The following is a 12,113-nucleotide window of genomic DNA, read 5'->3' as shown; positions in this document are numbered from 1 at the left end:
TTGATAGGAAATTTAAGAGTATGAGCACTATCGAAGAACGCGTTAAGAAAATCATTGTTGAGCAATTGGGTGTTAAACAGGAAGAAGTTTTAAATAACGCTTCTTTCGTTGAAGATCTGGGTGCTGATTCTCTTGACACTGTTGAGCTGGTAATGGCACTGGAAGAAGAATTCGACACTGAGATTCCAGACGAAGAAGCTGAGAAAATCACTACTGTTCAGGCAGCTATTGATTTCATCAACGCTAGCCAGCAGTAAGAGAACATATCTAGGCGGTCACTCGACCGCCTAAGTTTTTTCTATCCCTAGTGTTATATTTTCCCTCCTTGGAGGACAAACGTGTCTAAGCGTCGAGTAGTTGTGACCGGACTGGGCATGTTGTCTCCTGTCGGCAATACGGTAGAGTCCACATGGAACGCTCTTCTTGCCGGTCAGAGTGGCATCAGCCTGATCGACCATTTCGATACTACTGCCTATGCAACGCGTTTTGCTGGCTTGGTAAAGAATTTTAACGTTGAAGATTTCATCTCCCGCAAAGATGCGCGCAAGATGGATGCCTTCATCCAGTACGGTATCGCTGCCGGCATGCAAGCTATGCAGGATGCTGGGCTAGATATCACCGAGGCTAACGCCAACCGCATTGGCGCCGCTATCGGCTCCGGTATCGGCGGCCTGGGTTTGATTGAAGAGAACCACAGTTCACTGGTTAACGGTGGCCCACGGAAAATCAGTCCGTTCTTTGTGCCGTCAACCATTGTTAACATGATTGCAGGCCATCTGACTATCATGTACGGCATGCGTGGCCCGAGCATTTCGATCGCCACCGCCTGTACTTCAGGTGTGCACAACATTGGCCATGCTGCGCGTATCATTGCTTACAATGATGCCGACGTGATGCTGGCCGGTGGGGCAGAGAAAGCCAGTACCCCGTTGGGCGTCGGCGGCTTTGGCGCAGCACGCGCGTTGTCGACCCGTAACGAAGATCCTCAAGCGGCTAGCCGCCCATGGGATAAAGACCGTGACGGTTTTGTTCTGGGTGATGGTGCCGGCATGATGGTGCTGGAAGAGTACGAACACGCCAAAAAACGCGGCGCCAAGATTTATGCTGAAATCGTCGGCTTTGGGATGAGCAGCGATGCTTATCACATGACGTCACCACCTGAGAACGGTGCGGGCGCAGCGCTGGCGATGGAAAATGCGTTGCTTGATGCCGGTGTGACTACGTCACAAATCGGTTATATCAATGCGCACGGCACTTCAACGCCAGCAGGCGATAAAGCCGAAACGCAAGCAGTGAAGTCGGTCTTTGGCAGTGATGCACAGCGTGTATTGGTCAGTTCGACCAAATCGATGACTGGCCACCTGTTAGGTGCTGCGGGTGCGATTGAGTCGATCTTCACCGTACTGGCATTGCGTGATCAAGCTGTACCACCAACCATCAACCTGGATAATCCAGATGAAGGTTGCGATCTGGACTTCGTTGCACATGAAGCTCGTCAAGTAAGTGATATGCAGTATACGCTGTGTAACTCCTTTGGCTTCGGCGGCACCAACGGTTCATTGATCTTCCGCAAGGTGTAATACCTCTGCTGGCAGACGACATAAAAGCCCGGTTTTTTAAACCGGGCTTTTTTTATGGCGCAGACCTGTGACTCGGAAAACTCTGCTTGTCGGTGCATTTGCTCAATAGCAAGCTGCTGCTAACGGCATCTGTGCCTGTTATTCTGTACGGAAAGTCATAGTGGCCAGGGGGAGTCTATGTACTGGATTAATGGGCATCAGCACGATGCGCTCGCGCCAAGCGATCGCGGTTTGCAGTTTGGTGACGGCTGTTTCACTACAGCTCGGGTGATGGACGGCAAAATCGACCTATTGCCCTGGCATATCGAACGCCTAAAGCTGGCGGCGCAACGGCTGATGCTGCCTGTTTGCGACTGGGCTGCATTAGAACGTGAAATGGTGCATGCAGCAGAATCTATTTCGCTGGGTGTGGTCAAAGCGATACTGACACGAGGCAGCGGTGGGCGAGGTTACAGCCCAAAAGGGTGTGAAAATCCCACACGCATTGTCTCTCGCAGCACTTTCCCTGTGCATTATCTGCAATGGCGTGAACAAGGTATCAGCCTGACGCTCAGCCCGGTCGCGCTGTCGCGCAACCCGCTGCTGGCAGGGCTGAAACACCTGAATCGTTTGGAGCAAGTGTTGATCCGCACGCATCTTGACCAGACAACTGCCGACGAGGCGCTGGTGCTTGACACTGCGGGTATGCTGGTGGAATGCTGTGCGGCTAATTTGTTCTGGCGTAAGGGAAATGCGGTATTCACGCCAGATTTGAGTCAGGCCGGTGTAGCCGGGCTGATGCGTCGCCGTGTCATTGAGTTGCTGGCGGACAGTGGTTACGCGCTGCATTGCGTCAGTGAGCCGCTGGAGACGCTGGCAGACGCCGAGGAAGTGCTGGTGAGCAATGCGTTGATGCCGTTGTTGCCGGTGAATATCGCGCAATCATGGCGTTATCCATCTCGCCAACTCTATGATTTTTTGCGCCCACATTGTTAACGATGGCTGATTGATGAAGAAAAGAAAGCTGAAGTTCGTTTCTATTACGCTTGTTCTGGTGTTAGGCCTGCTGTTTTGGGGGTACCAGAAGGTTGAACGTTTCGCGGATACCCCGCTGGCCATCCAGCAGGACGCTATTTTTAAATTACCAGCAGGCACTGGACGGGTTGCATTGGAAGGGCTGCTGGTACGCGATAAGCTGATCCACAATGGTACGTGGTTCCCGTGGTTGCTACGCCTGGAGCCACAACTGGCGGAGTTTAAGGCAGGAACCTACCGCTTTACTCCGGGTATGACCGTGCGCCAGATGCTTAAATTGCTGGCCAGCGGTAAAGAGGCCCAGTTTAGCGCTCGCTTTATTGAAGGCTCTCGCCTGCGTGACTGGCTGACGGTGCTACAACAGTCGAAATACCTCAAACATACGCTGGCAGGTAAAAGCGAGGCGGAGATCGCCGTGGCGCTGGGAATGCCGGAAGGCAGCAACCCAGAAGGGCGTCTGTATCCCGACACCTATTCGTACACTGCCGGCATGAGTGATCTGGCTTTGTTGAAGCGTGCACACTTGCGAATGACCAAAGCCTTGGATGACGCCTGGCAGGGACGTGATACCAGTTTGCCGTACAAAACACCTGAAGACCTGCTAACCATGGCCTCAATCATTGAGAAAGAGACGGCGGTGCCAGAAGAGCGCACCAAGGTGGCCTCGGTGTTTATCAACCGCCTGCGCATCGGCATGCGTTTGCAGACGGACCCAACGGTGATCTACGGCATGGGCGAGGGTTATAATGGCAACATTACCCGCAAAGATTTAGAAACGGCGACACCGTATAACACCTACGTGATCAACGGCCTGCCGCCAACGCCGATTGCCATGCCAGGACAAGCATCGCTGGAAGCTGCGGCCAACCCAGCTAAGACGCCTTACCTGTACTTTGTTGCCGACGGCAAGGGCGGCCATCAATTTACCACTAACCTGGCCAGTCATAATCAGGCAGTGAGAGCCTATCGCCAGGCGTTAAAGGAAAAGAATGAAAAGTAAATTCGTGGTTATCGAAGGCCTTGAGGGCGCAGGTAAAACTACCGCGCGCGATACCGTTGTAAGCGTACTGCGTGAGCATGGCGTCAACGAAATTGTCTTTACCCGAGAACCCGGCGGCACACCCCTGGCAGAGAAGCTACGCGACCTGTTTAAACGTGGTGTGGACGGTGAGTTACCAACGATCAAGGCCGAAGTGCTGATGCTGTATGCGGCCCGTGTACAATTGGTGGAAACGGTAATCAAACCGGCGATGGCGCGTGGTGCCTGGGTTGTTGGTGACCGTCATGACCTGTCTTCGCAAGCCTACCAGGGCGGTGGTCGAGGGGTTGACCAACAACTGATGGCCTCACTGCGCGATACGGTGTTGGGAGACTTTCGTCCGGACCTGACGCTTTACCTGGATTTACCGCCTTTAGTGGGTTTGCAACGCGCCCGTGCGCGCGGCGAACTGGATCGTATCGAGCAAGAAGCCTTGCCGTTTTTTGAACGTACCCGCGCACGTTACCTGGCGTTGGCGGCGCAGGACGAGTCCATTGTTACTGTTGATGCCTCTCAATCGCTGGAGCAGGTAACCGCAGCGATTCGGGATTGTGTCAGCCAATGGCTACAGCAGCAGGAAGGCGCGTAATGAACTGGTACCCGTGGCTGAATACCCCTTACCGGCAGTTGGTCGGGCAATATGCTGCCGGGCGCGGTCACCACGCATTATTGTTACATGCCGCAGTGGGCAACGGTGAGGACGCATTGGCCTATGGCCTGAGTCGCTGGTTGATCTGTCAGCGCCGTAACGGTGAGAAAAGCTGCGGAGAATGTCATAGCTGTCGGTTAATGCTTGCGGGGAATCACCCGGACTATCATGTGCTGATGCCAGAAAAAGGCAAAAGCAGCCTGGGGGTCGAACCCATCCGTCAGGTCATTGAGATCCTTTACTCCCATGCGCAGCAGGGCGGTGCCAAGGTTATCTGGTTACCTCAGGCGGAGTTGCTGACCGAAGCTGCCGCTAATGCCCTGCTAAAAACGCTGGAAGAACCGCCGGAGAAAACCTATTTCCTGTTGAGTTGCCGTGAGCCATCACGTTTGTTGGCGACGTTACGCAGTCGTTGTTTGTACTGGCACCTGGCTAGCCCGGATGAGCAACTCAGCCTGCAATGGCTCAACCGACAAACACCGGGTAACCAGGTTGATCTTCTGACCGCGTTACGTTTACACGATGGCGCACCACTGGCTGCTGAGCAGTTGTTGCAGCCGGAACGTTGGCAGCAGCGTGGGGCATTATGTGCCGCTCTGAGTGCAGCCCTGCCACAACGTAACATGTTGTCGTTGCTGCCGGTGTTGAACCACGAAGACGTCGCAGAACGGCTACACTGGTTATGCGCGTTGTTGGTGGATGCCATGAAATGGCAGCAGGGTGCGGCAAGCTTTGCACTTAACCAGGATCAACAAACGCTGGTGCACCAATTGGCCAGTGGTTTGAGCAGTACTTCACTACAGCAAGTGGTGCAACAATGGCTTAATTGCCGCCATCAATTGCTCAGTGTGGTTGGCGTTAACCGCGAGCTGCTGCTGACCGAACAGTTACTCAGCTGGGAGCAAATGCTCGACGCGACCGGCTATTCTCATCCTCATTCGCTGTAAAGAGCTAAAATATTATGTTGTTAGTAGATTCTCATTGTCACCTGGACGGCCTGGATTACCAAACGTTGCACCAAAACGTAGATGACGCACTTGCAAAGGCCAAGGCGCGCGATGTCGGCTACGTACTGGCTGTCGCAACAACTTTGCCAGGTTATCAAGCGATGACGCAGTTGATCGGCTCTCGCGATGACGTGGCGTTCTCTTGCGGTGTACATCCACTTAATATTGACGGCGGTTACGATTACGCGGAATTACGTCGTTTGGCGGCGGCAGAACAGGTCGTGGCTCTGGGTGAGACTGGGCTGGATTACTTCTATCAGAAGGACAATCTGGAACTGCAACAAGCGTCGTTCCGCGAGCATATCCGTATCGGCCGTGATCTTAATAAACCGGTGATCGTGCATACTCGCGATGCACGTGAAGACACACTGGCGATCCTACGAGAAGAAAATGCCCAAGATTGCGGTGGTGTGCTGCATTGCTTCACTGAAGATTGCGCTACCGCAGAAGCGCTGCTTGATCTGGGGTTCTACATTTCGTTCTCCGGTATTTTAACCTTCCGTAATGCCGAACAGCTGCGTGAGGTGGCGCGTTATGTACCGCTTGATCGCATTCTGGTGGAAACCGACTCCCCGTATCTGGCACCCGTGCCGCATCGCGGCAAAGAAAACCAACCTGCCTATGTGCGTGATGTGGCTGAATACATGGCGGTATTGAAAGGCGTGAGCCTGGAAACGCTGGCCGAAACCACCACCGCCAATTTTTCACGCTTATTTCACATCGACCTCTAATCTTTGACCTAGGCTATAGCTGTAGTCATTGATGTCGGAATTTTTTTTAAGCTCGTAATTAATCACCGAAACGGGTAATGTTCCCACCCGTTTTCGGGCGAGGTGTGGGCGTTTTTCCCTCTTTTTTGATAAAAAATAGGCAATTTAAGAAAAACACTCGGTTTTGTTCATCGAAACGTGACTGTCATCAAACATTGCGCAGCCTATTTATTTTACTCTGCGTAAAAATTCAAGGGGTGCTCAGACACCCTGAATTGCAGGGGTTTTTTCTCCCCCCCTTGCAACGCGAAGAATCGCGGAAAGTAGCAAAGCACTATTACTCAGGAGCACACTCAACTATGTTCAAGAACGCATTTGCAAACCTGCAAAAAGTAGGTAAGTCGCTAATGCTGCCGGTGTCCGTATTGCCTATCGCAGGTATCCTGCTGGGCGTCGGTTCCGCCAACTTTAGCTGGCTACCTGCGGTAGTCTCCCACGTGATGGCGGAAGCCGGCGGTTCTGTTTTCGCCAATATGCCGTTAATTTTCGCCATCGGTGTTGCCCTGGGCTTCACCAACAACGACGGTGTATCCGCACTGGCTGCAGTCGTGGCTTACGGCATCATGGTGAAAACCATGGCGGTGGTTGCACCTTTGGTGCTGCACTTGCCGGCTGAAGAGATTGCGGCCAAACATTTGGCGGATACCGGTGTGCTCGGGGGGATTATCTCCGGCTCCATCGCTGCCTATATGTTCAACCGCTTCTTCCGCATTCAATTGCCGGAATACCTGGGCTTCTTTGCAGGTAAGCGTTTTGTGCCGATTATCTCCGGCCTGGCGGCGATCGTTCTGGGCGTAGTATTGTCCTTCATCTGGCCTCCAATCGGTACGGCTATCCAGACCTTCTCCCAGTGGGCTGCTTATCAGAACCCGGTAGTGGCGTTTGGTATTTACGGCGTGGTTGAACGTGCGCTGGTGCCATTTGGTCTGCACCATATCTGGAACGTACCGTTCCAAATGCAGATTGGTGAGTACACCAACGCAGCAGGTCAGGTATTCCACGGCGATATCCCACGTTATATGGCGGGTGACCCAACTGCGGGTAAACTGTCCGGTGGCTTCCTGTTCAAAATGTACGGTCTGCCTGCTGCTGCGATTGCCATCTGGCACTCAGCCAAGCCGGAAAACCGCGCTAAAGTCGGCGGTATCATGATCTCCGCTGCCTTGACCTCGTTCCTGACCGGTATCACCGAACCGATCGAGTTCTCATTCATGTTCGTCGCGCCGATCCTGTACGCAATCCATGCCATCCTGGCTGGCCTGGCGTTCCCGATCTGTATCCTGCTGGGTATGCGTGACGGCACCAGCTTCTCACACGGTTTGATCGACTTTATCGTACTGAGCGGTAACAGCAGCAAAATTTGGCTGTTCCCAATCGTCGGTATCATCTACGGTCTGGTGTACTACACCATCTTCCGTGTGCTGATTGCCAAGCTGGATCTGAAAACCCCAGGTCGCGAAGACACTGTTTCTGAGCAGGTTGCACAGGGCGGTTCTGAAATGTCTGCGGCGCTGGTTCAGGCTTTCGGCGGTAAAGAAAACATCACCAACCTGGATGCCTGTATCACCCGTCTGCGTGTTAGCGTGGCGGACGTGAGCAAGGTTGACCAGGCTGGCCTGAAAAAACTGGGTGCTGCCGGCGTAGTTGTCGCAGGCTCTGGTGTTCAGGCTATCTTTGGTACCAAATCTGATAACCTGAAAACGGATATGGACGAATACATCCGTAACCATTAATTCAGGCAGGGGAGTTTTAAGGGAGGCGAAAGCCTCCCTTTTTTATTGGCGAGGATTTATTTTACTGCGTGCTTTTGCAGATACTGTTCAAACACTGCCAGAGTGTCGCTAGAAATGTGGTGCTCAATCCCTTCGCTGTCCAGCTCGGCGGTTTCATTCGGTACCCCGAGACACACCAGCAGGTCAACGACAATTCGGTGGCGACGCCGTACCTTCTGTGCCAATTGCTCGCCTTCTTCAGTCAGAAAAACTCCCCGGTAAGGGCGCGACTCGACCAAGCCAGCGCTTTTCAGCCGGGCGATGTTCTTGATCGCCGTCGGGTGTGAAACGCCGAAGCGTTTGGCAATGTCGGTGGTTCTGGCCTCGCGAGTGGTCATCAACAAGTCGGCAATCAGCTCGACATAATCCTCTATCAGCGCATTAGATTGCGCCTCACGAGCGCGGGTGAAGCGCAGGGCATGTTCAGCCTCGTCCGGCATTTCAGCCACCACGGGGCGTTCGGCGTCATCTGATGCGCTTGTAACCATATTCTGAGACGTCCTTTAAACGTTAAACCAGTAAGTTGCAGGTTGATGCAGTTCCGCCATACGTTAGTCCAAAGGCGACGCATTATCAATTCGGCTGGTGTATTCGATGACAATAAGAAATATTTGTACACAAAGGCAGTGAATCTTCCATTTTGCATAAAGTGTAGCCGATGCTACATTGCTGTGAGTGTTGGGTGAAAAATAACCAGAGAAAGATTGAGGGTAAACCATGCGTGATGCGGCAACCACCACATCGTTAACCGAACGAACCAATGCGGCAATTGGTAACGCACTTGCCGGGCGCAAGCGTGGAGCATTCACGCCGCTACTGTTCGCTGGGCCCGCTGTGATTGCCTCTATTGCCTATATGGATCCCGGTAATTTTGCCACCAATATTCAAGCCGGGTCGAAATACGGCTACAGCCTGTTATGGGTGGTCGTGATGGCTAACCTGATTGCCATGCTGTTTCAGGCGTTGTCGGCCAAGCTGGGGATCGTCACCAACCGTAATCTGGCCGAGATGTGCCGCGATCAATTTTCACGTCCGGTGGTCATCGGTATGTGGTTGCTCAGTGAAGTGGCCGCGATGGCGACAGATCTGGCTGAGTTTCTCGGCGGGGCTATAGCGTTGGCCTTGCTGTTTCACATGCCGTTGTTGCCGGGAATGGGGGTGACGGCGGTTATCACTTACGCGTTGCTGATGGTCGAGAAAAAAGGTTTCCGCCCGGTAGAACTGATGATTGGCGGCTTGGTCGCGGTGATTGCACTGTGTTATCTGGTCGAAATGTTTATCGTGCCAGTTGACTGGGCGGCAGCCGGTATTGGCATGGTAACGCCGCAATTGCCGGATGCACAGGCACTGACCATTGCCGTCGGTATTATCGGTGCCACGGTGATGCCGCATGCTATTTTCCTGCACTCAGGTTTGACCCAGCACCGTGCGCCGGCCAGCGACAGCGGCGAGCGGCGTAAATTGCTGCGCTTTTCCAATATCGAAGTGGTAATTGCGTTGTCGATCGCGGGGCTGGTGAATATTGCTATGGTGATTATGGCCTCAAGCGCCTTCCATGCGGGTAATAGCGATGTGGCAGAGATAGGCACGGCTTACCACACATTGACTCCGTTGTTTGGTGCTGCCGCTGCTGGCATCTTCCTGATGTCGTTGATTGCCTCCGGCATTTCCAGTTCGGTGGTGGGCACCATGGCGGGCCAGATGATTATGCAGGGGTTTGTCGGTTTCCGCATTCCGGTCTGGGTACGCCGTATGGTAACCATGATCCCGGCATTCATTGTGGTGGCGTTAGGCGTGAATGCGACCGATGCGCTGGTTTACAGCCAGGTGGTGTTGAGTCTGGCGTTGCCGGCACCGATGATTGCGTTGGTGATGTTTACCCGTCGTCGCGACATTATGGGCGAGTTTGTCAATAGCCGCCTGACCAGCCTGGTATCGATCATCGGCACAGTGATTATTCTCCTGCTCAACATGGTGTTGCTGTTGCAGACTTTTGGTGTTGCCATCCCAGGGTTGGGATAACCGATAAGCCGTGCAGCCAATGCTGTCACGGCTTGCCGCCTTTCTTTATCACGCTATCTCCCACAGTGGCGTCATTTTGACGTTGGGTTTTGACCATTGGTCAGTGCTTTCTCGTCGTTAGAAATACTGCCGGTATTTGCAGCCCATACGCCTTCCTGCGTTTTGGTGACTTTCTGGTGTGTGGCATTCAGGTTTTGACCTACGGCGGCAATGTGATTGGATTCAACACCGCCGGTATTTTCCCCCCAAGGGATTGTCTGGTCGTTGGCTTGGGCTATTCCCCCTAGCACCAACGGCATTAGCAGTAGCATGGTATTAATCAGGTATTTTACTCTCATCGTCTCAGTCTCCACTTATGCGTTCTGCACCTTACTTACTGGCGGGTGCATGGCACTATCAGGAAAAAAAGTATAAGAGGGTGAGGGATAGCTAGGGTCAGTCGGGGTTTTGGCTGGCGATAAGGGATCCACAATACGCCCTGTATATACAGTCTAGGTCTAACGGTCTGCGGTGTAGTGACGTTGATGTAAACGGAGTCGCTAATTTCTAAGCGAGTATGTAGGACTGTTTCATGAGAAATAATTCGCATGCTGGCAATGAGGGAACCCCGTCTTATTAATGTGCCTTGAACAAAATTAACTCGCTCTATTTTCTTGTTTTTCGGAGAAAAGCGCACTGATGAAATCGACGAACACACGTATTTTATGGCTGCGATCGCGCAGCCTTGGGTAAAGAATATTGACAGGTGCACCGACGGGTGACCATTCCTGCAGCACAGGTTCCAGCGTGCCTGCACGCAGATAACTTTCTAACGTGCAATCCAGGAGATAAACCAGGCCAAGATGGTTTTTTGCCACTTCGCACAAAGAGTGCGAATGATTAAAGCTCAGCAGTGGGCTGGGTGCCAGTTGGTAGACGTGCTCATTACGTATAAATTGCCACGAGTCCGCCATTGCCTCACCTGAGCGTATAAAACCAAGCCGCACGTGTTCTTGCAGCTGCTCCGGGTTTTTTGGCCGGCCATGGCGTTCAAAATACACCCTTGAGCCGCAGCACAGGTAGTGCGGTTGGAAGAGCTTGAGGCTGACCATATCTGGCACGTCGTTGGCACCGATCCGAATAAACACGTCTGCACGATCTTCCACTGGGTTCACCAGTCGATCGTTCACTGAAACGCTGAGCTGTATTTCTGGATATTGTGCCAAAAATGCCGGTAGTGCAGGGGCGATATGCATACTGCTAAGCATCGAGGCGATCTCAACGCGCAAGGGGCCACGAGGCTGTTCAAACTCACCGGACATGTCATTCTTCAACTGATCAAACTGCTGCAATATCTCCTGTGCCGAACGATAGCAACGTTCGCCGGCGCCAGTGAGTGAGAACCGGCGGGTTGAGCGTTTAAATAAAGGCTGTTGAAATTGCTTCTCAAGCTGGTTAATGCTGTAAGTGATGCTCGCGGGTGATAATCCAAGTTTGGTTGCAGCCTGGCTGAACCCATCCATTTCCACTACCTGACAGAAAACGCGCAGGGCGTGCAATTCATTCATTTCGGCCACATCCATTATTTAAGTTTTTTAAAGAATATTTTTAAATCTGTCGGCTGTCAATCAAGGTGGATGTTGGGTAAATTATTTTTCGTTACCTATCGTTTAATGATGGCTTATTATTTTCGTAGTTAAATAAAATCCGTTAAGGAAAAAATATGAAAAAATTAATCGCTGCGTTATTGCTGGCGGGACCTGGTTTATTCACTCAAACCTATGCGGCTGAAAATGATTCAGCGCATCAACGTTATAAGGTTTCTGCTGACGCTAGTGTAGCGGCGGAACAAAAAGCGGTTTACGACACGGTCAATCGCTACCAGACTGCACTTAATGCAGGTGATACCAACACTATTTTGTCGTTGTTCGCTAAAGAGAGTTACTCGCAATGGAATGATAAACCAACGGCAGATACCAGTGAAAAACGTCGGCAGCAATATGATGACTTATTTAAAAAAGAAAAATTTGAAACGGAATTTGCTTATGACAGTGTTAGTGTCAATGGCAATATGGCCTATGTGCGCACTCACCATCACCGCGGTGCGACAGTAAGCCGAATTAGCGATGGTGCGACGTTAATTGATTTAAATCGAGAGGTCTTTGTTTTGGAAAAACAGCAGGGGCGCTGGAATATTGTTGTTTACACATTTAATACTAACCCCATTCAAGGTGTAGGCTGATTTATTATTAGATAAAGACCGCGTTTGCGGTCTTTATCT

General features: G+C 52.1%; 13 protein-coding genes. 10 read left to right on the top strand and 3 right to left on the bottom strand.

Features of this window, described 5'->3' with window-relative positions; all coding sequences use genetic code 11:
- Nucleotides 1-20 precede the first annotated feature (20 nt).
- The 8 genes from acpP to ptsG all read left to right on the top strand — a co-directional run bounded on the left by acpP (nt 21) and on the right by ptsG (nt 7,792).
- The gene (gene acpP, locus SGR01S_RS13725; protein WP_004719003.1) at nt 21-257 is read left to right on the top strand and encodes an acyl carrier protein; all 237 of its coding nucleotides are present in this window, start codon (nt 21-23) and stop codon (nt 255-257) included.
- An 81-nt stretch (nt 258-338) separates the two neighbouring features.
- The gene (fabF, locus tag SGR01S_RS13720; RefSeq protein WP_037423859.1) at nt 339-1,580 is read left to right on the top strand and encodes a beta-ketoacyl-ACP synthase II; all 1,242 of its coding nucleotides are present in this window, start codon (nt 339-341) and stop codon (nt 1,578-1,580) included.
- 177 nt (nt 1,581-1,757) lie between these two features.
- Nucleotides 1,758-2,555 carry an aminodeoxychorismate lyase gene (gene pabC, locus SGR01S_RS13715; RefSeq protein WP_061807725.1) on the top strand — a complete coding sequence of 266 codons (798 nt, stop codon included), beginning with the start codon at nt 1,758-1,760 and terminating at the stop codon, nt 2,553-2,555.
- A 13-nt stretch (nt 2,556-2,568) separates the two neighbouring features.
- Entirely contained in the window at nt 2,569-3,594 is a 1,026-nt protein-coding gene (gene mltG, locus SGR01S_RS13710; RefSeq protein WP_061807724.1) for an endolytic transglycosylase MltG, read from the top strand.
- On the top strand, nt 3,584-4,222 hold the full coding sequence (tmk, locus tag SGR01S_RS13705) for a dTMP kinase (protein WP_061807723.1): 639 nt from the start codon (nt 3,584-3,586) through the stop codon (nt 4,220-4,222). The genes mltG and tmk overlap by 11 nt, the downstream gene beginning before the upstream one ends.
- On the top strand, nt 4,222-5,229 hold the full coding sequence (gene holB, locus SGR01S_RS13700) for a DNA polymerase III subunit delta' (RefSeq protein WP_061807722.1): 1,008 nt from the start codon (nt 4,222-4,224) through the stop codon (nt 5,227-5,229). Before tmk ends, holB begins: the two co-directional genes overlap by 1 nt.
- 14 nt (nt 5,230-5,243) lie before the next feature.
- Nucleotides 5,244-6,020 (top strand): metal-dependent hydrolase, encoded by a 777-nt coding sequence (locus tag SGR01S_RS13695; protein ID WP_061807721.1) that lies wholly within the window; start codon nt 5,244-5,246, stop codon nt 6,018-6,020.
- Nucleotides 6,021-6,358: 338 nt separating this feature from the next.
- Entirely contained in the window at nt 6,359-7,792 is a 1,434-nt protein-coding gene (gene ptsG / locus SGR01S_RS13690) for a PTS glucose transporter subunit IIBC (protein WP_037423844.1), read from the top strand.
- Nucleotides 7,793-7,848: 56 nt separating this feature from the next.
- Here ptsG and mntR read toward each other — a convergent pair whose 3' ends face one another.
- Complete coding sequence (gene mntR / locus SGR01S_RS13685) at nt 7,849-8,319, bottom strand: manganese-binding transcriptional regulator MntR (RefSeq protein WP_061807720.1); 471 nt, start codon at nt 8,317-8,319, stop codon at nt 7,849-7,851.
- A gap of 229 nt (nt 8,320-8,548) precedes the next feature.
- Here mntR and SGR01S_RS13680 point away from each other — a divergent pair, with 229 nt between their 5' ends.
- Nucleotides 8,549-9,853: an Nramp family divalent metal transporter gene (locus SGR01S_RS13680; RefSeq protein ID WP_037423838.1), complete on the top strand. Its 1,305-nt coding sequence runs from the start codon at nt 8,549-8,551 to the stop codon at nt 9,851-9,853.
- 71 nt (nt 9,854-9,924) lie between these two features.
- On the opposite strand, the gene SGR01S_RS13675 is transcribed toward SGR01S_RS13680, so the two are convergent.
- Together SGR01S_RS13675 and SGR01S_RS13670 are read right to left on the bottom strand one after the other, a co-directional pair.
- Nucleotides 9,925-10,191, bottom strand: a complete 267-nt coding sequence (locus SGR01S_RS13675) for a hypothetical protein (RefSeq protein WP_061807719.1) — start codon at nt 10,189-10,191, stop codon at nt 9,925-9,927.
- Between the two features lie 297 nt (nt 10,192-10,488).
- Nucleotides 10,489-11,400 carry a LysR family transcriptional regulator gene (locus tag SGR01S_RS13670; RefSeq protein WP_061807718.1) on the bottom strand — a complete coding sequence of 304 codons (912 nt, stop codon included), beginning with the start codon at nt 11,398-11,400 and terminating at the stop codon, nt 10,489-10,491.
- A gap of 155 nt (nt 11,401-11,555) precedes the next feature.
- Here SGR01S_RS13670 and SGR01S_RS13665 point away from each other — a divergent pair, with 155 nt between their 5' ends.
- Nucleotides 11,556-12,074, top strand: coding sequence for a YybH family protein (locus SGR01S_RS13665; protein ID WP_061807717.1), 519 nt, complete (start codon nt 11,556-11,558; stop codon nt 12,072-12,074).
- Nucleotides 12,075-12,113 lie beyond the last annotated feature (39 nt).

Source organism: Serratia grimesii NBRC 13537, from assembly GCF_001590905.1.
Lineage (GTDB): Bacteria > Pseudomonadota > Gammaproteobacteria > Enterobacterales > Enterobacteriaceae > Serratia > Serratia grimesii.
This window is presented reverse-complemented; position numbering and strand designations above follow the sequence as displayed.